Below are 22,146 nucleotides of genomic sequence, written 5' to 3'. Positions count from 1 at the left end.
TTTATTTTTACCGCATAACTCTAACCACGCTTGAAAGAAGGTAACCATGAAAACAGCGCTTATCACTGGCATTACCGGGCAGGACGGGGCCTACCTCGCCGAACTTCTTTTGAATAAAGGCTATTGTGTTTACGGTACCTATCGCCGCACCAGCGCCCTCAATTTCTGGCGTATCAGCGAACTCGACGTGGACAAGCACCCTGATTTTCACCTAGTTGAATATGATTTAACCGATACGGGCAGTAGCCTGCGCCTGCTTGAACGTGTCAAGCCCGATGAAATATACAATCTTGCGGCACAAAGCTTTGTGGGAGTCTCTTTCGATCAGCCGGAAACCACAGCCCAGATCACCGGTCTCGGCGCATTGCGTCTGCTTGAAGCCGTCCGTATGGTTAACCCTCGCATCCGTTACTATCAGGCCAGTACCTCCGAAATGTTCGGCAAGGTACAGGAAATTCCCCAGAAGGAAACCACGCCCTTCTACCCCCGCAGTCCCTACGGCGTGGCCAAACTCTACGCACACTGGCTCACGATGAACTATCGCGAGAGCTACGATATCTTCGGATGCAGCGGCATTCTGTTCAACCATGAGTCCCCGCTACGCGGTATCGAATTCGTTACGAGAAAAATCACCGACGCCTTTGCAAAGATGTCGCTTGGTAAACAGGAATTCGTGGAACTCGGCAATCTTGATGCCAAGCGAGACTGGGGCTATGCCGCAGAATACGTCGAAGGTATGTGGCGCATGCTTCAGCAAGACACACCTGGTACCTACGTTCTCGCTACCGGGCGCACCCAGAGCATCCGCGACTTCGTCGAAATGACCGCAAAGGCCGTAAATATGGATTTGGAATGGCACGGGACGGGGACGGAAGAATACGCCATTGAACCGAAAACTGGCAAGTTACGCGTCCGCGTCAATCCCACGTTCTTCCGTCCGGCTGAAGTAGAACTGTTGATTGGTGATCCGGCCAAGGCAAAAGCTGTATTCGGATGGGAACCGAGGACCTCGCTCGAACAACTCTGCCAGATGATGGTGGAAGCGGATTTGCGTCGGAACAATCGATAATTTAGAATCCCGGGAAGGCATTATGTTACGCGCCTGCTACGAGAAGCGCTATTTTATTGTAGAATCTGTCAAAAGAGAATTTTTCTCGCGCTACACTCATTCTTTGTTAGGGGCGACTTGGGCAGTTCTTAATCCATTAAGTATGATTATTGTCTACATGCTCGTTTTTTCACAAGTAATGCGGGCTAAACTTCCCGGGATTGAATCTGGCTTTGCCTATAGTATCTATTTATGTGCGGGGATTCTTCCCTGGGGTTTGTTCACAGAAATCAGTACACGCTGTGTAAATACATTTATTGAAAATGGAAACTTGCTCAAAAAAGTAGCCTTTCCCAAAATTTGTCTGCCAGCGATTGTCACGGGAAGCGCCCTCATCAATTTTTCTATTATCAGTGGGCTTTTTCTTTTTTTCCTACTGTGCATTGGCCAATTTCCCGGGATTGTTTTACTGGGGACAATTCCTCTTCTTGCCATTCTGATTCTCTTCGCAGCAAGTCTCGGGATTTTTCTTGGAACCGTGAATGTTTTTTTTCGGGATGTTGGGCAGGGTTACGGTATTCTGTGCCAATTCTGGTTTTGGTTTACCCCTTTGGTTTACCCAGCCAGCATTGTCCCGGAACGCTTTCAAAACCTTCTGGAGTTAAACCCGATGGTCCAGATTATGGGGGGATTTCATACTATTTTTTTAGAACACCAATGGCCAGACTATGTATCTCTCCTGCCGATAACCCTGCTTATTTTAGTTCTAGCAATAGTAGCCCTACTTTTCTTCCGCTGCCACTCCTGTGAGATTGTCGATGAACTGTAGTATTGTTGTTGAAAATGTAGGCAAGACCTATCGTGTCGGACAGGGAAGAAAAGAACGTTTTAAGGAGTGGTTCATCCCCTTTTATAAACCGAAAATACAGCCAACATGGGTGTTGCAGGACATTTCTTTTGTCGTCAGACAAGGGGAAGCCATTGGCATTGTGGGCATGAACGGTGCTGGTAAGAGTACGTTGCTCAAGATCATTACGGGAACGACAGCTCCCACGACTGGTAAGGTTACCTTTCAGGGTCGCGTAGCGGCACTACTTGAGTTGGGAATGGGATTTCATCCTGACTTTACTGGGCGACAGAATATTACGCTTGCCGGTCAGCTTATCGGCCTCACCAACGATGAAATTGTTCGGACTACGCCAGATATTGAGGCTTTTGCCGAAATCGGCGCAGCCATTGATGAGCCTGTAAGAACATATTCGAGCGGGATGCAAATGCGTTTGGCCTTTGCTCTCGCTACGGCGGTGCGTCCGGATGTGTTAATTGTGGACGAAGCGCTTTCTGTTGGAGACAGCTATTTCCAGCAAAAAAGTTTTCAGAAGATACGTGAGTTCCGTGAAGAGGGGACAACCCTGCTGTTTGTTTCCCATGACAAGTCAGCAGTCCTTCAGCTGTGCGATCGAGCCATTTTACTGGACAAGGGACGTGTGGTCTTTGATGGTGGACCTGCCGACGTAATGGACATGTATAATGCCATGATCGCGGAAAAGCAGGGTTCTGGGTCGACTATCATCAGGGAAAAAAGCACGACGTCAGAACGGGCACGAGTCATATCCGGAAACCGTAAGGTGGAAATAACCTATGTCCAACTTGTTGATGCAGACGGGAAAAATCTCGAATGTGTCGCTACAGGTCAGCAAGTATATTTAAAAATTGATTTTTCTACTCACGATGATGTACAGAATCTTGTCTTCGGAATGTTGTTGAAGGAACGTACCGGAATGGAAATCTTTGGTACAAATACATTCCATTTGAAAGAAGCCATTGATGTACACGCGGGAGAAAAAGGGAGAGTGACCTTTTCCTTTGCTGCGAAGCTTGGTCCGGGTCTCTATTCTATCACTGTGGCAACGCATCAAAATGATACTCATTTACAGAATAACTTTCACTGGATTGATTTAGCGGTAACTTTTTCTGTCGTAAATACGACATATCCTCTCTTTACAGGTGTCAGCTATCTGGGCTGCACAGCCTCGATTGTACTGGGAGAACAGTCATGACACATTGGATCAATCGTCTTCTTTCCCCTCTGGGAGTTACACTTAAAAAAAAGTCTTCTTTAGATGCGTTGCAAGCTATTCTGTGGGATGCACAGCAGCAGAATACTACCCTAGTACGGCAAATGGAAGAGCAGGTTCAGCTGAACGAGCAATGTCAGCAGCGGAATACTGCCCTCACCCAACGCGTTGAAGATGTAATCCGTATAAATTCAGAAAACCTAAATGAGACCCGAGCGATATTAGGAAACCTCGTCAGAGACCAAGAGCAGAAGAATCTGCACGAGCTTGAATTCGCTATGTTCTCACGCTGGCAGCTGATGGATCGGCTGGAGGAAGTGGCTCCCTACCCTGCGAGGGAGGTCTGCCCTCTGTGCGGAGAGGCCCTCCCTAATAATTTGAAGGAATATCGTACAGAATGTATTTTTCATGGCGGCAGACTTGTGCGCTATCAGTGCCCGTACTGTGATGTCATCTTTGGGCCGGAAAAGATGCTTAACCTGAGCCCTTATGCTCTGGGTGAAGAATATAAATGGCATTATTCCTTCTGTAACGAGGGAGCCTCTCTAGAAAAGGAACTTCGCGCCTTCCATGAACTCAAGCCCCGCCGCGATGGCTGTTATTTAAACTATGGTGCTGGTCGCTGGTCGCATACAACTGAAATTCTTCGAAACGAAGGATGGAATGTTTTTGATTACGAACCATATGCTGCCGAAACTGGGGAAGCGGTTATTCGGGATAGACAGAAACTTGCAAAAATGAAATTTGATGGGATTTTTTCGCAGGATCTGATGGAACATCTCCGCAATCCTATTGATGAGCTCCGTTTCATGAGCTCCCTGCTAAATCCGGGGGGCGTGATGAACCATGTCACCGGGTGTTGGGAGTACATGTACGAGTATACCCGTTTTCATCTTTTCTTTTTCCTTGGCAGATCCCGGGAAGTGCTTGCTTCCCGTGCGGGTATGCATCTCGTATCCTATAAACAGGAAATACTTGAAGGCTTAATGCCTTATTACAGCTGTCTTTTTTCTCTACCTGAAGGTGTGCATAAGAATTACCATGGGGAAGAAGCAATACAGGAGGGGGTATGAGTTGTGCACTTATCACAGGCGTCGAAGGCTTCACAGGCAGGTATCTGGCCAGGGAGCTTAGCCTGTGTGGGCATTCTGTCGCGGGCATAGGGCTCAATCCCTGCCCAGTAGATTTGCAGCTACAACAATATAAACAGGTGGATCTAAGCGATCCCAGCGCTACAGCTGTGGCTATAGCCGCTATGCGTCCAGATCTGGTCTTTCATCTTGCGGGTATCAGCCATGTCCAGAGTTCTCCTGATGCTATTTACCGCATCAATGTGGCCGCAACCCGAAACCTGCTGGCTGCGTTGGCTGCTCTGGAAACGCCGCCAGGGTTCACGCTGCTCGCCAGTACGGCAAATCTATATGGTAACTCCGGTGGAGTCCTCAAAGAAACGGCGGTTCCAGATCCCCATAATGATTATGCCGTCAGCAAGTTGGCCATGGAGTATATGGCCAATATCTGGCGCGATCGCCTTCCTATTACGATTGTCAGGCCATTCAATTACACGGGGCGCGGACAGGCGACATCTTTCCTCATTCCCAAACTTGTTCAGCACTTCCGTGAAAAACTTCCCCTCATTGAGCTGGGCAACGTTGATGTTGTGCGCGAATTTGGTGATGTTCGGGATGTGGCTGCCTTTTACGTTCGACTTGCTGAGGTGAAGGCTCCCTGGGGGCCATTCAACATTTGTTCCGGTATAGGCTATTCACTAAATGATGTGCTTGAAATGCTCCAAACCATGACCGGGATCCATCCGAAAATTCGAATTAATCAGGCTTTTGTCCGCCCTAATGAAGTTCACACTCTCATTGGTTCCCCTGAACGGCTAAAAGCCTGTATAGGCCCTTTGCGCATCCACAACCTGAAGAATACATTGCAATGGATGCTTGAGGAATAATCGTATGGATCCTGTCAAATGCATCAGGCGTATACTCAGGCCGGTTATCCAGCCGATAGGCAAAGGAGCAAACTGGCTTTTGTTGCGCCTTTGCCCCTCCACTCGGTGCTGGCTTATCTGTAAGCTCAACAGCTACCCCATCGTAAGTAATGCCCTGCGGCGCTGTGCAGAGAAAAAACTTCTTTCATCTGATGCCAAACCAGAAGAGGCAGGCAGCCTGTACGTCGCAGGAAAAGATGATGTGAAACGCGCTGTAAAAGCTATTGTTATTCGCATTGGCGCTTATGTTATGACTCATCCTCGCCTCAAATCTCACTGCAAACAACTTCTCAAACATACCCCCATGTTTCAGCAGCGACTTTTGTACCTTCTGCATCAAGAACAGGTTCCAGAACTTACCGTTCAAGATTATAGGGCTCTCAGCCCCCGAGGTAGGTATATTTATCAAATGCTGGTTGATAGCCTTGCACAGGGAGAAAAAAATAATGCGCATCGTCATTGACATGCAGGGAGCCCTGACGCAATCGCGCTTCCGCGGCATTGGCCGATACACAATGGGGCTGGCCAAGGGAATTGCCCGTAATAGGAAAGACCATGACATTCATCTGGCCCTCAACGGTATGTTGCCCGAAGGTATAGAATTAATCCGCGCTGAATTTGCGGACATCCTACCGCATGAAAATATCCATGTCTGGCACTCAATCTGTCCTGTAGCGCATGCTACGCCAGATTCCGCGAGTAATCGTGAAATAGCCTCAGCAATCTACAGTCAGTTCATCGCCTCGTTGGAGCCAGATGCGCTTCTGATTTGTAGTATGATGGAAGGTTGGAAGGAGGACTTCTGTTGTGATTTCACCCTTGGTGACAGCAATCTCCTTGTCGCTGGAGTGGCTTATGATTTCATGCCATACAAGCAGCCTCAAAAGCACCTTGCGGCCATCAACACACCTTGGTACTTCGGGCAATTCAAAAAATTATCAAACATGGATCTGTTGTTGAGCATTTCCGACTACACCAACGAGGAAGCCCAAGCATACATCCCGGACGTTCAGTGCGTATCCATCTCCAGCGCATGTAACGATGTTTTCAGCCACCTAGCTCTCTCTTCCGTTGAAGAGGATGGTATACGAGAACGGCTTGGGCTTTCCCGCCAATTTATTTTGTACGCAGGCGGGCTAGATGAACGGAAAAATGTCCAAGCACTGTTTTTAGCATATTCCCTATTTCCTCAGTCACTACGAAACGACTACCAGTTGGTGATTCCCTGTGGAGGCTCATTACACCTCAGAGAGGCCTTGCTTCAAAAAGCTCAAGAATATGGGCTGAAAGAATCTGAGCTCCTCCTGCTTGGTCGGGTCAGTGACAAAGATCTGTGTGCGTTATACAATCTCTGCGAGCTCTTTGTCTTTCCTTCCCTTGAGGAAGGTTTTGGTCTGCCGGTGCTTGAAGCCATGCGCTGCGGCGCTGCTGTCATCTGTTCCAATACGACATCCCTGCCGGAAGTCATAGGCCTCCCTGAGGCTATGTTTGATCCACAGGAACCGCAGTCCATTGCCGCAAAAATGATTCAGGCGCTGATGGACAAAGGATTTCGGCAACAGCTTCTGGAAAACGGTGCATCCAGACAAGCGCTGTTTTCGTGGGATATTTCAGCACGGCGCGCCTTGAAAGCTTTAGAAGAAGCTTCTAGGAAAAAAGGTAAAGTCTTGTGGGTACCCATGACCGATGAACAAAGACTGCACGCAGTCTGCGGGTCTATATCCGGAATATCGCAACGCCTCGAGAATATTACAGCCATTGCAGACAGCTTGGCTAGGACATTTCCGATATTGAAGAAAAAACAATTACTGGTTGATATTGGAAATTTAGTAATTTTTGATGCGCGAACTGGTATCCAACGAGTAACGCGAAGCATTGCGGCGCAGCTTCTTGCCTCCCCTCCTACAGGATATGAGGTCCGGCTTGTATATGCGCAGCTCAACTCGCCTGGCTATCTATACGCACATGATTACCTTCTGCACTCCTTTGGCATTGATGACGGCCTTGATGCTGATATTCCCATCGACTGGTCCAATGATGACATTTTTATAGGCCTCGATCTGCAGCCCCATATTATACCCAATCAGTTACCATACCTACGTAGAATGCATAGAGATGGCGTGCGGCTGTTTTTTATCGTTTACGATCTTATACCAATTCGTTTTCCACAATATTGTAATGATAACACCGTTTTTTCCTTTTCCTCCTGGCTTAAAGCCATCAGTGAATTCGACGGATTGATAGGTATCTCACAAGCCGTTGTTAGTGACGTAGAAAAGTGGCTGAAAAATAAAGGCGTACCCCGTCTGCACCCAATGTCGCTTTCCTTTTTTTATCTGGGGGCAGACATTGAAAGTTCCCAACCTACTTCAGGCATGCCTGCAGATGCTTCGGCTGTGCTAGAGTCCTTATCTAGCACCCCATCCATTCTCATGGTAAGTACTATAGAGCCACGCAAACAACAAAAACAGTCGCTGGACGCCGTTGAACTTCTTTGGGCAAAAGGAGTTGACGTCAACCTTGTTCTCGTGGGCAAATCTGGATGGAAAATGGAAGAATTTGAAAAACGCCTAAAAATCCACCCTGAACTGGGGCGTCGCCTGTTCTGGTTACAGGGGATTAGCGATGAATATCTGGAAAAAGTTTATAACGCATCAGCAGCCGTGCTGATGGCTTCGGAAGATGAAGGCTTTGGGCTTGCTATTGTGGAGGGCGCACGCCATGGCAAACCACTCATCCTGCGGGATATTCCCGTGTTTCGTGAAATCGCAGGAGATAATGCTTTCTATTTCAAAGGACTACAGAGTGAAGAGCTCGCTATGGCCCTCGAAAACTGGCTGAAGCTTTATCGAGCTGGAACTGTTCCGGTTTCGGCTGGAATTCGTTGCCTAACCTGGAAGGAAAGTGCGGTTATGTTGCTCACTCGGTTACCTTTAACGCTAAACGCAGATTGACCATCATGGATGGCGTGTCATCCTCAGCATAAAGTCGTTCTCAACAGGCTCCTTCAATAACTTTAGTGATTGGAAAACACTATGAAAATCGCAATCATCGCCCCGAGTCACAAGCCTTTTATGATGGGCGGAGCAGAAAAGCTTTGGATGGGGCTGTTGACGGGATTTAACCGATTCACGCCGAATCCATGCGAACTTTTTAAATTCCCCGTGGATGAATTTTCCTTCTGGAATCTGGTCGACGCCTATAAATATTTTTATGAGCTTGATCTCTCCGGATTTGATATGGTCATTTCTGGTAAATACCCTGCATGGATGTGCCAGCATCCTAACCACCTTGTCTATATGCTGCACCCCCTACGGGGACTCTATGACCAGTACGGCAGCCAACCGACTAGTTTATGGGGCATCACGTCTCAGCAGTCCAACCAAGTCCAATATTCACCTTCCGTCAAATACATTTGGAACCTTCTGGGTGATTCTTCCACAACTATCGAGGATATCTTTGATGCGCTTGACTATCTGCGCATGACCGAGCGGCCGGATGCCCCCCTATTTTCCTTCCCCGGTCCGTTGATTCGCCGCGTGTTGCACGCTCTGGATATCCGAGCTATGCGTAAAGCAAGAAGGATCATGGCAATCGCCAATACTGTGGCGCGGCGCCAAAGCTATTTCCCCGTAAATGCTGCGGTGGAAGTGCTATATCCTCCAACGATACTGCAGAATTTGACCGACAGCGCACGGGAATATTTCTTTACTGCAAGCCGCCTAGATTATGCTAAGCGGCTTGATATGCTCATTCGCGCTTATCTGATGGCGGAGGTGTCAATCCCGCTCAAAATCGCCGGAACAGGACCACACCTCAAAAATCTACAGGAAATCGCCCATAATGATCCGCGCATTGAATTCGTTGGCTTTGTCAGCGATGTACAGCTAGAAGAACTGTACAGCCGGGCCTATGCTGTTCCTTTTGTTCCCATGCAGGAGGATTACGGATTGATCACCATTGAGGCCATGCACTGTTCAAAAGCCGTTATTACCTGCACAGATTCCGGTGGAAGTACGGAATTTGTCACCCCCGAGACAGGCTACCTGTGCGACCCGACCCTTGAATCCCTAGCGAAAGGTTTTAGGGATGCGGCTGCACACCCGGAAGAGACCAAAATGCGGGGCTTGCGAGCAAGACAAAAAGTCGCCGACATCACATGGGAAAAAACGGTGCAACACATTAGTAGTGTCATGTACGCACCTGAAAACACATCCCCCCCCCGCAAGAAGCTTCTTGCTCTCTCCACTTACGGGATATTTCCCCCGCAGGGAGGTGGACAAAACAGAATATACTACCTGTATCAGGAGCTTTCCAAAAAATTTGACATTGAAATGCTCGCATTGAGCTATTTGGATATTCCACGGCGTGAAATCTATCCCCATGTATGGGAAACATGTGTAGCGAGGACGCCAGAATGGCGTAGGATTGAGGAGCAGCTCAACAAGACTGTCGGTACAGCATCCGGTGACATCGTGTTCCTTGAACATATGGAAACTGTTCCGGCCTTTGTGGAACTTGCCCAAAAACTGAGCAAGGACGCTGACGCAGTGCTTATGGAACATCCCTACTGTTATCCACTCATGAAACTTTTAAATAAACCTTTCATTCTTTCATCCCATAATGTGGAATGGCTTCTCAAAAAGGCCATGTACACGGAAAATGCTGAAACAGCACGCCTTATCACACTCTTACGCGATACAGAAAAAGAGGCTTACCACAACGCCTTGGTAACGGTTTTCTGCTGCGAGACAGATGCTAATACTTTCCAGACGGATTTTGGCAATGCACAGCATTTTGTAGTGAATAACGGCTACGACACACAAAGCATCCGCTTTGTTCCCCAGAGCGAACGTGTGCAGCTACGGCTGACTGCTGGCTACGACAAACCCATTGTCCTGTTTATGGGAAGCTGGCACAAACCCAATATTGAAAGTGTAGAGTATATACTCGGGCTTGCGCCCCAATTGCCGGAATGGCAATTTATTGTTGTCGGAAGCGTTGGCGACTATTTCAAAGATTGCCAGTTGCCTTATAATGTTATGTTGACCGGTTCCATCGATGACAAAACGAAGATGCACTATTTGTCTATCGCCACTGTTGCTGTGAACCCCATGTTCAGCGGTTCAGGAACAAATCTCAAGATGTTGGACTTTATGGGTAGCGGTATTCCCGTAGTTAGCACACCTATCGGCGCTCGCGGGCATATTATTGATGACAATATATACCTTTGCCGTGAAATTGAGGAATTCCTCACCGCGATACATGATGCTCAAAAAATGGATACTACATTCGCTGAACGATATGCTCGTACATTTTTCAGCTGGTCATCTCTGGGAAAAAAATATACTGAAAATCTGGATATAGCACTGTCATGTAATGTTGTACCGCAGTCTGCATTTGCCGATGAAGAAACTTATCCCCAATTATATCAGACAAAGAGTACAAAAAGTTCACTATATCTAATAAAAAATAACATAATATCACGTTTGAAAAAGCTAGTTCCATCCAATATTAAAAAAATCATCAGTACATATAGAAAGAACTGCTTTATGCGTCGCTCATAACTAGGATGGAAGAGCTTGAGCAATGAGAGTTTACCATCAAGACAAGCCTGTATATTTCTTTGTGCCAGCAACGCCGATGCAGCGTGTAACGTATCAGTTTTACACCTGTTGAGAACGAGAGGGCAAGCCCTAAGCAACTAAGACTCCATACGTGTTCGAACGCCCTATCCTTCTTGAATTCTTGAAATAGAAACCGTGATCTTCCGTCACCTTTCCACAGAGCTATCCATGAATAGACGAAATCTTTCTCTGCTTGGTCAAGGAAATTTCACCGTTTACAAACTCACTTCGAACGATTCTGCACGGTGCATCTTGGTTTTATTCAGTTTAATTGCGGCATATTCACCCTCAAATGACCTTTAACATTTGGAAGTAGCCCTGATGGAAAAAAGTATAGCAGTGCTCGTCCCCTGCTACAATGAAGCTATAGCCATTGAAAAGGTCGTAGCGGATTTTAAGGCTGCCCTGCCGACGGCTACCATTTACGTGTACGACAACAACTCCACAGACAACACATTTGAAGTCGCTAGACAGTGCGGAGCCGTCGTCCGTAGAGAGATGTTGCAAGGTAAGGGTAACGTAATTCGCCGCATGTTTGCCGATATTGATGCAGATGTGTATGTCATGGTAGATGGCGACGCAACCTATGATGCCCCTTCCGCACCGGCCATGGTTGAAAAACTATTGTCAGAGCAAATGGATATGGTGGTCGGATGTCGCAAGGACCAGTGCCAAGAGGCCTATCGAGCAGGTCATCGCCTTGGGAATCTGTTCTTTACCAAGGCTGTGGAATTTTTGTTTGGTCAGGCATTCACTGACATCCTCTCCGGCTATCGTGCATTCTCCCGCCGCTTTGTCAAAAGTTTCGCTGCGACGGCAAGCGGGTTTGAAACAGAGACAGAGCTTACTGTCCACAGCCTACAAATGCGGCTACGTACCGGAGAAGTAGACACACCCTATTCCGCCCGTCCTGAAGGTTCTAGTAGCAAGCTAAATACATACCGCGATGGATGGCGAATTCTCAAAGTCATCATTGATTTGATAATCAGCGAGCGTCCTTTACTTATTTTTGGCACTCTATTTCTTTTTTCTGGATTATTATCCTTTATATTGTTCACCCCTATTGTGTGGAATTATATTACAACGGGACTTGTACCTCGCTTTCCAACATTATTTGTTGCTGGATTTATTGGTTTGTTTTCCATACTATGTTTATTTTTTGGTTATTTATACGATAGAATTGCACAGACAAGAAGAGAGATAAAAAGAATGTTTTATCTAATTCAAACCCCACTAACCAATGAAAAAAATATAAATATTTAATAACTAGCAATAAAATAAATATTTTTATAATCGTTATCCCTGTATACTTTGCCTATAAATATAATAACTATTTATTCAAAAAAATATAATATTTAAAATTTAATTATTCATATAAATTATAAACGATAAATCCTAAATATAACAGACCTACCTTTATGAAGTATAATATATTACGTAAAAAACTAGCAACCCATGAAATACTTGTGGTCTTTTTATTATTTATAATTAGCGTTCTTGTACGATTTTTCATAGCAGATAGATTCCCTTTAAATATACAGTGCTACCCAGATGAACTTAGATACTACCATATTGCTTCTAGCATAGCTAATGGAACAGGAATATCAATATACAATGCAGCAACTGATTTTCAAAAAATATTATATTCACTATTTCTGGTCCCAGCTTGCACAACTAGCAATATTAGCACAAAAATATCTCTCATTTTTTTAACAAACTCGATATTAATGAGCTCAGGCGTATTCTTTGTTTATTATTTATCTAAACATTTTATACGCGATAATATATATAAAATCGCTATCTGCTTCATATATCTATTATTTGGATATATGACATATACAATGACTTTCATAAGTGAAAATCTATGGATTCCGTTATCCTTATGTGTCATATGTATATTTTATAAATTATTTCAATTTCAAGAGCTAAACGATAAAAAATATATATTAATATTCAACCTGACCGCTGGTATTTCGTCATACATTGCATATCTGTGCAAAGAAATAGCATTAATCTTTCCATTAGCATATATCATTCTTCTCTTGGTATGGGTTATAATAAAAAAGCATCACGGTAAACCCCAATATAGTAATTATATAAATCAAATTTTAGTATTTTCTACTGGGTTTACAATCCCTTTTATACTATTAAAATTAACATTATTTACGGGATTAGGTAATTCATATCATCAGCAAAGCTTAGATGCTCTTGCGGGTGAAGACAAGATATACTATCTATCATATGGAACTGTATATTTTCTTATCAATATACTATTAATGTCATACATACTTCCAGCGATTGCCCCTATATTTTGTTTTAGTAGATTGAGCTATTCTACTAAAAAATTTTATATTTTTATATGGATTTTAATTTTAATAACAGCTGCAATTATATCATACACAATTACAATCAGAGAAGATTATCCTTCTTTAGTTCCACGTGTACATACAAGATATATTGCATGGATAACCATTCTATTTTTTATAATATTTGTACATTTGATAGAACAGAACCTTATTAGAATTAATCATAATTATTCTATATTATTTATTTCTATTTTGACAATACTATTTTTACCGTTGTTATATCGTGGGATAGGTAAAGGATCAACTATTGATAACACTATTTTTATTTTTTCAAACATGTCCTTAAATGAAATATTCTCTACAATGTGTTTAATTGTCGTTTCTTCTTCTATTAGTATGTATTTTATCGAATCAAAAGGAAAAATAATCTGTACAGCTTTTATAATTATATTAATATTCATTCAAACATATGACAACTACCATGGAATAGAACTCCAAAAAAATACTTATAAGACTACAATTGAAGATTACAATGAGGCTATAGCCATCAAAAATTTTATAGAATATAATAATAATTGTAATTTTTTATTATTTGAAAATTTTCTATCAAAGGATTCAAAAATTCTTGATACATATCTTACCAATAAAAACGTATTGACATCATCACTTGAAAAAATAAATGTCGCTGACGGCATTAGTCTTGAAGGTATTAATATACCAGTTATTTGGAGTGATAAACAGAAACAAACATACAAAAAACAAAAAATAGACTATATTATATTAAAAACACCAGCCTTTGCGATAACGTCTAGCAACTGTATTTTAGTAAACAATATCAATATATCACGATATAATATATATAAAATTTTAGACAGCAACAAACCTATATTTATCTCTGAATCATATCTTGATAAAGATCAGAAAATATTTTTTTCTGGATCACTATGGAATGCTGATGAGTATATTAAAAATGGCATTTTCAGTAGTGAAAAAGATTTCACATGGAGTATTGGCAATGAAATTGTATTCAAAAAAATTAAAATTGGCAAAGAACAGAAGTCAATAGAGTATAAAATGAGGATTTCATTGTTTGATATATATACTGATAAGCAAACCATAACAATATTGTGCAATAATCGTTCTATTTACAAAAACATAATAGACAACAAAACAAAAAACATTGATATTCCAGTAACAACAGATGAAAAGGGGTATTTACATCTTCGTATTCTTTTGCCTGATGCCATATCGCCAAAAGCGAGAGGTGAGTCTGAAGATAATAGAAGTCTAGCTATTGCTTTAAAAAGCATTTCATTTAAAAATTGAAAGTAACCTCATATAGAATATGAACACTTCAAGACAGGCTTTCCTTTATCTTCAAGCTTCAGTAATAGGTACTCTTGCAAATTTTTTTTCGCGCTTCCTCTTTGCTGAGCTAGTCAGTTTTGGTTGGAGTATCATTCTTGCCAATTATGTCGGAATGGTGTTTGTCTTCTTGTTGTCATACAAACACGCTTTTGGAGTCCAAGCTATTCAGTGGCGTATGATTCTCAAATTTGCCATAGTGGCACACATTGGTCTACTTGTTGTGTGGCTTGCGGCGACAGCGGCACATTGGGTGGTATATGGGGTGGTTAGCTTTACCTTCCATAATGACTTGCATACACTGGTGTCGGAATGGGGCTTTTCCGGCACTAGCGCTGCATGGATTGCACGCTTCATGGATGGTAGCTGTCACGGTTTCGGCATCATTTGCGGTTTTCTGGTAAACTTTTTTGGACATAAATATTTTAGCTTTGCCCCTTCTGGATCGGGTAATTTTTCAGCATAGTGTACTCTCAAAATTAAACCACCTGTTGAAATTGTTGCGTCCAAATACTCTGAAAAAACAATAGATTAAGAATTAACGAGTACCTTCTTAATTGAACCCGATCATCCACTAAAAAACTGTACCTGTCTTCAGTAAAATTCGCAAAGATATGTGCCGGACAGATTATAAATAAGTTCACAATTGTAGCCCTTACCGAAGTAAAAGTTACGCGCGCAACGCTGTGAGCTCCAAGTGCAATATCCAATTCAATCGTCGACGATATCAGATGGCTGCATGAATATTGGCCTCCATCATCACTACGAAATACTATCCCCCTCTTGTCCATCCATATAGATATAAAAATTGTTTCCCGTTATCTCAAAAAATACCCCAGACATTTTCTAACCAAGCAACTTCTCAATGGAACAATACGCCTTGCCGTCGTGCCTTACCATAAACGCCTTCTTCGTTTCAGCGATCAAGGATGCATCGTTCGCCAGAACGTATACGGGCCACCTGAACCGAGCTCTTGAGCCCGATGGAACTTCCCGTGCTGGCCACGGCCTGCCGGCTGCGACGCCTACCGGCCATGCGCAGCCCCACAGCATGAAAGTGGGCATGATGTTCGCCACGTCGCCGACGTCGCTCGATCCCATGATGAAGGTCCCGGAATCATAATAGGACAGTGGGGTTAGGCGAGTATCCGATCCGACTCCATAATCTCTACGGGTTTCGCCAAGGCCGCCACCTGGGCTTCGGGCAAGGTCTGCTGGAGCGCGGCGGCAAAAGCCAATTCGCTTGCATCGAAAGAAATGCTTCCGGCAAATGTTCTCAAATTGGCGTCGAGTACCCGATTCAGTACCTTGTTGGGGAACGTGTTGTAACAGCCGCCGAGCAGCTGCCCGCTGACTTCTGTTTCCGTCATCAGGGGCGCGCCTTGGGCTATCTTATTGAGGTGCTTTCAAAAAGACTGTAATTCCTCACTACTCGGCGAACACCCGAAGTACCAAACCTCAGCCTCGGCGGGAACAATGTTAGGCGCCTAGCCGCCGTTGGTGATGACAAAGTGCAGCCTGTTCTGATCCACCATGTGTTCCCGGAGGTAGTTGGCCCCGACGTTCATCAGCTCCACCACGTCGAGGGCGCTGCGTCCAGCCTCCGGCGAAATGGAATTTCGCGGAAAACAGCGCCGTCATGGTGCTGCCGGTGACGGTACTGACATCCCAAAGATGCCAAGTAATGGATATATCCTTCCCGTCAAAATAGCCGAGCTTGGCCATTTCGGCCTTACCCGTGAGCTGCTCTTCCGTAGGGCAGCCGTAGTAGCGCACCCTGCCGCTTTTGCCTTCGGCAGACAAGGCTTCTTTGACGGCGCAAGCCGCCAACATGCTGTAGACGCCCAAGAGGTTATGCCCGCCGCCGTGCCCGGGCGCACCCTCGCAAACAGACTCCTTGGCGGCTGAAATATTCTGGGAGAGCCCCCCCCAACGCGTCGTACTCGCGAGAATGCCTATTACAGGCCCCCCGGAGCCCCACTCGGCCATAAAGGCGGTGGACATACCCTCCTTTTGAGTGACGGAGAACCCCCGCCTCTTCAGAAAATCCATCTGAAGGCGAACGGCCTCATATTCTTTATAGGCGAGCTCCGGGTTATTCCAATGGGCAAGCGCCAATTCGTCGAAAGGCTTATGGTTAGCGTCTACCCACTCGAGTATCATGTTTTTTCTTATATTCAGACACGTTACTTGATAATATTCTTTTTGTAGAAAAAGATTGCAATAGCAATACTCACGAAGACCGCGATAAGCGTCGAGGCAAAACCGGGAATGAAGCCTTTACGCACGCCAATGGCAAGGAACAGGCAAAGGGCGAGGATGATGGGGGCCAGCTTGAACTTGGACGTGGCGAACTGCACGAAGATCGCACTAAACAGGGCGGGCAGCAAGAGTTGAAGCGCCTTAACGACAAACTCGGGCTGCTGCTGGAGCACCTGCCCGCCCGCAAAGATCCCCGCAGCAAGGATGATGGAGACGGCCATGCCCAGCGTGGCGACAATGCTTCCCTTATCCGTCCCCGACTACACTCCGGCAGCCTTTTGTGTAATCATGGCGCAGGGGATGCGGAGATTGTTGATATTGCAGGAAACGAAGGCCATGTATGTCCCGGCGAAGCCGACGATCAGGAAATAGGAAATGGGCTCCACAAATCAAACCACTCCAACGGCACTCGTGATGGCCAAAAAGCCGCTGAGAATGGCCGAAGCCGGAGGCATGAGTCCGAAGACGAGGCGGGTACCAGCGCGGGAGAGAAACAGAGGAGCAGCCCCGCCCCGTTGGTGATGCGCCCCCACTTGATGATGAAGGGCAGGTACTCTTTTTCGTATATGGCATGATTGTCGCTCATGATGCATCCTTCTTGTCGAGTGCTGCAAGGACGGAACTGCGGAACACCTTAGGGCCATCATGCCGCCGAACAGGGCGAAGAAGAGGGACCACTCCCGCACCCACTTGAGAGCTCTTTTGTCCGCAATCATGTTGAGCACCAGCATGATCACGCCGCCGGAAATGCAGGAGACTGTATTCTTGTCCAGAGAGATGAGATATCCAGCGCTGAAGGGGCCGAACGCGGTGATGACGCTGCTTTTGATGGCTCCTTCATCTGCGCGGGGCAGGCCCATTTCGAGCCCCGTGGAGTAGGATTTCTTGCTGAAAATTAAAGCCTGAACCAAGACCACCGCCACAGCCAGACCCGCCGCGCTCCACATCGCCAAGCTGTTGGCAATTTCCAAATAATTCGTCCCTTCCATTGTACCTGCCCAGAATGTGGTTAAAAAATCGCTTCTTTCAAGAGGCCGCCGCCCTAACGCCACGGCAAAAGAGCCCCCTGGTTGCCCAAGGACAATCGACGGACCACCGGGAGGCGGCCACAAGGCAAACTACACGGCATTAAAACGCAATACGGATTTTTAAAGCCGCACGACGCGTCAGAACCGTAACGAGAAGGCAATATTATATATATATATATATAGAGAGAGAGAGAGAGAAGCTTTCGAAAGATAAGGCTGAACCCTACTCTGATGAGAAAATGTAGAACTGTAAAAATACATGTACTAAAGAGTGATAACCGTATGAAAAGGTGTATTATGCTTATTACTAGATATGCCCATCTCAAAAAATCTGTCAATAGGGTTTATATTGCGAGCTTAATGACAATTATATTATCATTAATAATTTTTAAATCATTTAATTATGATATAATATATAATTTTATTAATATATAATACATACATAAAAACATCAACTACAATCATTTTCAGTATGAATAACAATACTAATATATGTTAAATCAATACTTTCAACACATAATATAATAAAATTATCTTTTATTTATAAAAAATATACAACCAGAAAAATTGATACATAAAAATCTACTTTATGCAACAAAAACAAAATGTAATATACCAGTATATATACCAACAAAAAGGGAGAGTGTGTATTATGCGTTTGAAAGATTGGACACCGTCCAAGCTCTTTTTTATGTGGAACCGCCTCATTCCTAAAAATACAGCGGATGGAGTAACGCTTCCACCCGCCGATCTGCTAAGAAACAACAGCCCTTCATCAGCTATCCCGGTTATTCTTCCTTCAGCTGCCTTCCCATGAGGGCCTGTACAGCTTCGCGGGGCGCGAACCCCTCATACAAGACGCTGTACATGGTGCCGGTCACGGGCATGTCCACGCCGAGGCGCTGCGCCAGACTGTGCACGGCCTGCGTGGTCTTGACCCCCTCGGCCACCATGCACATGGATGAGGCGATGTCTTCCAGAGACTCTCCAGCCCCGAGGCGCAGCCCGACCTGACGATTACGGGACAGGTCGCCCGAACAGGTAAGCATGAGGTCCCCGAGCCCGGAAAGCCCCATGAACGTCGACGCCCGCGCCCCAAGCGCCACACCGAGACGGCTGGTTTCCGCAAGGCCGCGCGTGACCAGCGCCGCCCTAGCGTTCAGCCCGAAGCCGAGGCCGTCGCTGAGGCCCGCGGCGATGGCGATGACGTTCTTGATCGCGCCGCCAAGCTCCACGCCCGGCACGTCCGTACTGGAATAGGATCGGAACCACGGCGTGGCGAACACTTCCCGCAGCCGCGCCCCAAGCCGCTCGTCGCGGCAGCCGAGCACCACCGCCGTGGGCTTGCAGGTCGCCACCTCAAGGGCGAACGACGGCCCGGAAAGGACGGCGTAGCGGTCCACGAATCCGGGCAGCTCTTCCCGGACCATGCGCTCCACCGTAACCAGCTCGGAAACTTCGATTCCTTTTGCCGTATTGACAAGAACGCAGTCCGGGGGCACAACGCCCGCCAACCGGCGAAGCGTCCCCCGCATGGCTTGGCAAGGGACCGACAGGACCAGAATGGAGACGCCCGCCAGCACTTCCGCCTGTTCCGGACCGCCCGTATCCCCGGCAACAGCCCGGATACCCGGATGCAGCGGTACGCCCCGCAGGTAACGCGGGTTCTCATGGTGCGCGTTGATGTGCGCGGCCTGCTCCGCATCCCGTAACAGCAGTGCCACCGAATGCCCGGCATGGGCCAACAGATGGGCCAGCGCCGTCCCCCAGCTTCCGCCCCCGAGAACCGCTATCGAAGTTTTGCCTGACATACACTCTCCCGTGGAAAAATCGGTGGAAAACCGCCGGAACGGGCCGCTTGCTCCGGCTTGCGGCCCGGGCGGATTCAACATACAATGCCCGTTATCGTTTCCTAAAATCATCCTATGAGGCTTTTACCATGTATCGCAATACAAAAAACGTTCCTTACTATGTGTTCGGGCGGGGATCTCTGGCTCAGCTCGGCGACTTGCTGAAACCCCGCCGCGAAGCCGTGGACGGTCCGGTCGTCTATTTCGTCGACCACTTCTTCCGCGATCATGAACTGATCGGCCGTCTGCCCATGGAAAAGGGCGACCAGCTCCATTTCGTCGACTCCAGTTCCGAGCCGGAAGTCACCCGCATCGACGCCTTCAAGGAAGCCGTATCCGCCGACAGCCGCACCCCCTGCTGCGTCGTGGGCATCGGCGGAGGGAACGCCCTCGACACCGCCAAGGCCGTCGCCAACCTGCTCACCAACCCCGGCAAGGCCGAAGACTATCAGGGCTGGGAACTCGTCAAGAATCCCGCCGTCTACAAAATCGGCATCCCGACCCTTTCCGGCACGGGCTCCGAGTGCTCCCGCACCTGTGTCCTTACCAACATCCCCAAAAATCTCAAACTGGGCATGAACAGCGACTACACGGTCTATGATCAGCTCCTGCTCGATCCCGACCTGCTCGCCACCGTTCCCCGCGACCAGTATTTCTACACCGGCATCGATACCTTCATGCACTGCGTCGAATCGCTTCAGGGCAGCTACCGCAACGCCATCATCGACGCCTTCTCCGTACGCGCCGTGCAGCTCTGCGAGGAAATTTTCCTCTCCGACGACATGATGAGCGAGGATAACCGCGAAAAGATGATGATCGCCTCCTACATCGGCGGCATGGCCGCCGGGAACGTGGGCGTCATCCATCCCTTCTCCGCCGGGCTCGGCGTCGTCCTGCATGTGGCCCACGGCCTCGGCAACTGCCTCGCCCTGAACGTCCTTGGGGACATCTACCCCAAAGAATACACGCAGTTCCGCACCATGATCGAACGGCAGGGCGTCAACCTGCCCACCGGCATCTGCAAGGATCTCACCGAAGAGCAGTACGAAGGCCTCTATCGCGGCTGCATCGTCCACGAAAAGCCCCTCACCAATGCCCTCGGCCCCGACTTCAAGCAGATCCTCACCAGAGAAAACCTCATCGAACGTTACAAGAGCATCTAGCGGGAGCGCCTCCGGCGGACTTGTGCCCGCGAGGGACCATGCGGCCCCTTGACCCGCTAAGCGGGGAGACGGAGGCCCCCACCGCCGCGTCAATTGTCCCGAAAAACATAAGGGAACCCGAAGCGGCTATACCGTTTTGGGTTCCGCACTGGGCAATCAGAGACAGGACATCTTATGGACATCAAAGTCAATTTCAGCGGACGTGCGATCAAGTACACCGAAGACGAGATCGCTGTGGTCGTGGAAGCCATGCGGAACGCGGAACCGCTGACGCAGGGCAAGCATCTGCAAGCCTTTCAGAAGGCGTTCGGCGAGTACATCGGGGCCGAGCATTGCTTTGCGGTGATGAACGGCGTGTCCGCGCTTGAACTTTCCGCGCAGCTCTGCAACTTCAAGCCCGGCGATGAAGTCGTCATCCCCTCGCACACCTTCACCGCCTCGGCCTACCCCTACGCCAAGAAGGGCGCGAAGCTCGTCTGGGCGGACGTCGATCCCGTCACGCATGTGGTCAACGCCGAAACCATCGAAAAGTGCATCACGCCCAAAACGAAAGCTATCGTCGTCGTGCACCTGTACGGCTACGTGGCGGACATGCCCGCGATCATGGAAGTGGCGAAGCGGCACAACGTGCTCGTCATCGAAGACGCGGCCCAGTCCATCGGCGCGGACATCGACGGCATCAAGTCCGGCGCGTGGGGCGACATGGCAATCTTTTCGTTCCATTCCCACAAGAACCTTACCACGCTCGGTGAGGGCGGCATGCTGGTCGTCAAAGACCCGAAGCTCGCCGCGCTGGTTCCCGCCCTGCGCCACAACGGGCACTGCGGCTATCCCGAGCCCCGGCCCAACTACTGGACCCCCGCGATGGGCAATGTGGACATGCCCATGCTCGACGGCGACATGCTCTGGCCGAACAACTACTGCCTCGGCGAAATCGAGTGCGCCCTCGGCGTCAAGATGCTTGAGCGCATCGACCGGATCAACGCCGAAAAGCGCGCCCGGGCCATCCGTTTCATCGACGCGCTCAAGGATTACCCCGAGCTGGAGTTCCTCCGCGAGGACACCACCCGCCACAACTACCACCTGCTCGCGGGCTGCATGAAAAACGGCAAGCGCGACGCCTTCATGCACGCCATTTCCGAAGAAAAGGGCATCAAGTGCGTGGTGCAGTATATCCCGCTCGACCGCTACGATTTCTACAAGAAGCTCGGACTCGGGGAAGCCAACTGCCCCAACGCCGACGCCTTCTTCGACGGCCAGATCTCCTTCCCCTTCCAGCACTGGCTCAGCGAAGAGGACTTCGGCTACATGCTGAAGTCCACCCGCGAAGTGTTGGAAAGCTTGAGGCAGGAAGAGGAATTGTGAGAAGATTGGAGGGGGCGGGAGGGCCTTTCTGAAGAAAGCCCTCCGCCCCCTCAAACCT

Annotated in this window: 20 protein-coding genes; 14 read left to right on the top strand and 6 right to left on the bottom strand. The window is 47.6% G+C overall.

Annotation, left to right across the window (positions count from 1 at the left end; genetic code table 11):
* Positions 1-46: 46 nt before the first annotated feature.
* From gmd to HMPREF0178_RS20470, 12 genes are all read left to right on the top strand, one after another.
* Positions 47-1,069 carry a GDP-mannose 4,6-dehydratase gene (gmd, locus tag HMPREF0178_RS09070; RefSeq protein ID WP_009380337.1) on the top strand — a complete coding sequence of 341 codons (1,023 nt, stop codon included), beginning with the start codon at positions 47-49 and terminating at the stop codon, positions 1,067-1,069.
* Positions 1,070-1,091: 22 nt separating this feature from the next.
* A complete protein-coding gene (locus HMPREF0178_RS09065; RefSeq protein WP_009380335.1) occupies positions 1,092-1,877 on the top strand; it encodes an ABC transporter permease in 786 nt (261 codons plus the stop codon).
* A complete protein-coding gene (locus HMPREF0178_RS09060) occupies positions 1,867-3,108 on the top strand; it encodes an ABC transporter ATP-binding protein (RefSeq protein WP_009380334.1) in 1,242 nt (413 codons plus the stop codon). Before HMPREF0178_RS09065 ends, HMPREF0178_RS09060 begins: the two co-directional genes overlap by 11 nt.
* Positions 3,105-4,199, top strand: a complete 1,095-nt coding sequence (locus tag HMPREF0178_RS20480) for a methyltransferase domain-containing protein (RefSeq protein WP_009380333.1) — start codon at positions 3,105-3,107, stop codon at positions 4,197-4,199. Before HMPREF0178_RS09060 ends, HMPREF0178_RS20480 begins: the two co-directional genes overlap by 4 nt.
* Positions 4,196-5,083 (top strand): NAD-dependent epimerase/dehydratase family protein, encoded by an 888-nt coding sequence (locus HMPREF0178_RS09050; protein ID WP_009380332.1) that lies wholly within the window; start codon positions 4,196-4,198, stop codon positions 5,081-5,083. Before HMPREF0178_RS20480 ends, HMPREF0178_RS09050 begins: the two co-directional genes overlap by 4 nt.
* Before the next feature lie 4 nt (positions 5,084-5,087).
* Positions 5,088-5,585, top strand: coding sequence for a hypothetical protein (locus HMPREF0178_RS21525; RefSeq protein ID WP_157134915.1), 498 nt, complete (start codon positions 5,088-5,090; stop codon positions 5,583-5,585).
* Positions 5,569-8,076, top strand: coding sequence for a glycosyltransferase family 1 protein (locus tag HMPREF0178_RS09040; RefSeq protein WP_009380331.1), 2,508 nt, complete (start codon positions 5,569-5,571; stop codon positions 8,074-8,076). Before HMPREF0178_RS21525 ends, HMPREF0178_RS09040 begins: the two co-directional genes overlap by 17 nt.
* Positions 8,077-8,157: 81 nt before the next feature.
* On the top strand, positions 8,158-10,689 hold the full coding sequence (locus HMPREF0178_RS09035; protein WP_009380330.1) for a glycosyltransferase family 4 protein: 2,532 nt from the start codon (positions 8,158-8,160) through the stop codon (positions 10,687-10,689).
* Between the two features lie 381 nt (positions 10,690-11,070).
* Positions 11,071-12,012, top strand: a complete 942-nt coding sequence (locus HMPREF0178_RS09030) for a glycosyltransferase (protein WP_009380328.1) — start codon at positions 11,071-11,073, stop codon at positions 12,010-12,012.
* A gap of 155 nt (positions 12,013-12,167) precedes the next feature.
* Positions 12,168-14,381, top strand: a complete 2,214-nt coding sequence (locus HMPREF0178_RS21520; protein ID WP_009380326.1) for a hypothetical protein — start codon at positions 12,168-12,170, stop codon at positions 14,379-14,381.
* Between the two features lie 19 nt (positions 14,382-14,400).
* Positions 14,401-14,886 (top strand): GtrA family protein, encoded by a 486-nt coding sequence (locus HMPREF0178_RS20975; protein WP_083832510.1) that lies wholly within the window; start codon positions 14,401-14,403, stop codon positions 14,884-14,886.
* Positions 14,887-15,285: 399 nt separating this feature from the next.
* On the top strand, positions 15,286-15,543 hold the full coding sequence (locus tag HMPREF0178_RS20470) for a hypothetical protein (protein ID WP_050809270.1): 258 nt from the start codon (positions 15,286-15,288) through the stop codon (positions 15,541-15,543).
* Between the two features lie 13 nt (positions 15,544-15,556).
* Here HMPREF0178_RS20470 and HMPREF0178_RS20465 read toward each other — a convergent pair whose 3' ends face one another.
* From HMPREF0178_RS20465 to HMPREF0178_RS09010, 6 genes are all read right to left on the bottom strand, one after another.
* A complete protein-coding gene (locus HMPREF0178_RS20465) occupies positions 15,557-15,790 on the bottom strand; it encodes a hypothetical protein (protein WP_009380324.1) in 234 nt (77 codons plus the stop codon).
* 109 nt (positions 15,791-15,899) lie between these two features.
* Positions 15,900-16,583 (bottom strand): hypothetical protein, encoded by a 684-nt coding sequence (locus HMPREF0178_RS20460; protein WP_009380323.1) that lies wholly within the window; start codon positions 16,581-16,583, stop codon positions 15,900-15,902.
* A gap of 23 nt (positions 16,584-16,606) precedes the next feature.
* Positions 16,607-16,903, bottom strand: a complete 297-nt coding sequence (locus HMPREF0178_RS21995) for a hypothetical protein (RefSeq protein ID WP_009380321.1) — start codon at positions 16,901-16,903, stop codon at positions 16,607-16,609.
* Positions 16,904-16,942: 39 nt separating this feature from the next.
* Positions 16,943-17,068, bottom strand: coding sequence for a hypothetical protein (locus HMPREF0178_RS22805; RefSeq protein WP_255344669.1), 126 nt, complete (start codon positions 17,066-17,068; stop codon positions 16,943-16,945).
* 3 nt (positions 17,069-17,071) lie between these two features.
* Positions 17,072-17,671: a DUF5058 family protein gene (locus HMPREF0178_RS21990; protein ID WP_009380319.1), complete on the bottom strand. Its 600-nt coding sequence runs from the start codon at positions 17,669-17,671 to the stop codon at positions 17,072-17,074.
* A gap of 827 nt (positions 17,672-18,498) precedes the next feature.
* A complete protein-coding gene (locus HMPREF0178_RS09010) occupies positions 18,499-19,521 on the bottom strand; it encodes an NAD(P)H-dependent glycerol-3-phosphate dehydrogenase (RefSeq protein WP_009380317.1) in 1,023 nt (340 codons plus the stop codon).
* Between the two features lie 128 nt (positions 19,522-19,649).
* Here HMPREF0178_RS09010 and HMPREF0178_RS09005 point away from each other — a divergent pair, with 128 nt between their 5' ends.
* Positions 19,650-20,723, top strand: coding sequence for an iron-containing alcohol dehydrogenase family protein (locus HMPREF0178_RS09005; protein WP_009380315.1), 1,074 nt, complete (start codon positions 19,650-19,652; stop codon positions 20,721-20,723).
* Between the two features lie 174 nt (positions 20,724-20,897).
* The gene (locus tag HMPREF0178_RS09000) at positions 20,898-22,088 is read left to right on the top strand and encodes a DegT/DnrJ/EryC1/StrS aminotransferase family protein (protein ID WP_009380313.1); all 1,191 of its coding nucleotides are present in this window, start codon (positions 20,898-20,900) and stop codon (positions 22,086-22,088) included.
* Positions 22,089-22,146: the final 58 nt, after the last annotated feature.

This window comes from Bilophila sp. 4_1_30 (assembly GCF_000224655.1).
GTDB lineage: Bacteria > Desulfobacterota > Desulfovibrionia > Desulfovibrionales > Desulfovibrionaceae > Bilophila > Bilophila wadsworthia.
The sequence above is the reverse complement of the archived record's forward strand: the minus strand, read 5'-3'. Positions and strand labels throughout refer to the sequence as shown.

Bases quoted from the DNA above. Each gene is read 5' to 3' on its own strand.
- gmd (WP_009380337.1), top strand. From the start codon at position 47: ATGAAAACAGCGCTTATCACTGGCATTACCGGGCAGGACGGGGCCTAC.
- HMPREF0178_RS09065 (WP_009380335.1), top strand. From the start codon at position 1,092: ATGTTACGCGCCTGCTACGAGAAGCGCTATTTTATTGTAGAATCTGTC.
- HMPREF0178_RS09060 (WP_009380334.1), top strand. From the start codon at position 1,867: ATGAACTGTAGTATTGTTGTTGAAAATGTAGGCAAGACCTATCGTGTC.
- HMPREF0178_RS20480 (WP_009380333.1), top strand. From the start codon at position 3,105: ATGACACATTGGATCAATCGTCTTCTTTCCCCTCTGGGAGTTACACTT.
- HMPREF0178_RS09050 (WP_009380332.1), top strand. From the start codon at position 4,196: ATGAGTTGTGCACTTATCACAGGCGTCGAAGGCTTCACAGGCAGGTAT.
- HMPREF0178_RS21525 (WP_157134915.1), top strand. From the start codon at position 5,088: ATGGATCCTGTCAAATGCATCAGGCGTATACTCAGGCCGGTTATCCAG.
- HMPREF0178_RS09040 (WP_009380331.1), top strand. From the start codon at position 5,569: ATGCGCATCGTCATTGACATGCAGGGAGCCCTGACGCAATCGCGCTTC.
- HMPREF0178_RS09035 (WP_009380330.1), top strand. From the start codon at position 8,158: ATGAAAATCGCAATCATCGCCCCGAGTCACAAGCCTTTTATGATGGGC.
- HMPREF0178_RS09030 (WP_009380328.1), top strand. From the start codon at position 11,071: ATGGAAAAAAGTATAGCAGTGCTCGTCCCCTGCTACAATGAAGCTATA.
- HMPREF0178_RS21520 (WP_009380326.1), top strand. From the start codon at position 12,168: ATGAAGTATAATATATTACGTAAAAAACTAGCAACCCATGAAATACTT.
- HMPREF0178_RS20975 (WP_083832510.1), top strand. From the start codon at position 14,401: ATGAACACTTCAAGACAGGCTTTCCTTTATCTTCAAGCTTCAGTAATA.
- HMPREF0178_RS20470 (WP_050809270.1), top strand. From the start codon at position 15,286: ATGGAACAATACGCCTTGCCGTCGTGCCTTACCATAAACGCCTTCTTC.
- HMPREF0178_RS20465 (WP_009380324.1), bottom strand. From the start codon at position 15,790: ATGACGGAAACAGAAGTCAGCGGGCAGCTGCTCGGCGGCTGTTACAAC.
- HMPREF0178_RS20460 (WP_009380323.1), bottom strand. From the start codon at position 16,583: ATGATACTCGAGTGGGTAGACGCTAACCATAAGCCTTTCGACGAATTG.
- HMPREF0178_RS21995 (WP_009380321.1), bottom strand. From the start codon at position 16,903: ATGGCCGTCTCCATCATCCTTGCTGCGGGGATCTTTGCGGGCGGGCAG.
- HMPREF0178_RS21990 (WP_009380319.1), bottom strand. From the start codon at position 17,671: ATGGAAGGGACGAATTATTTGGAAATTGCCAACAGCTTGGCGATGTGG.
- HMPREF0178_RS09010 (WP_009380317.1), bottom strand. From the start codon at position 19,521: ATGTCAGGCAAAACTTCGATAGCGGTTCTCGGGGGCGGAAGCTGGGGG.
- HMPREF0178_RS09005 (WP_009380315.1), top strand. From the start codon at position 19,650: ATGTATCGCAATACAAAAAACGTTCCTTACTATGTGTTCGGGCGGGGA.
- HMPREF0178_RS09000 (WP_009380313.1), top strand. From the start codon at position 20,898: ATGGACATCAAAGTCAATTTCAGCGGACGTGCGATCAAGTACACCGAA.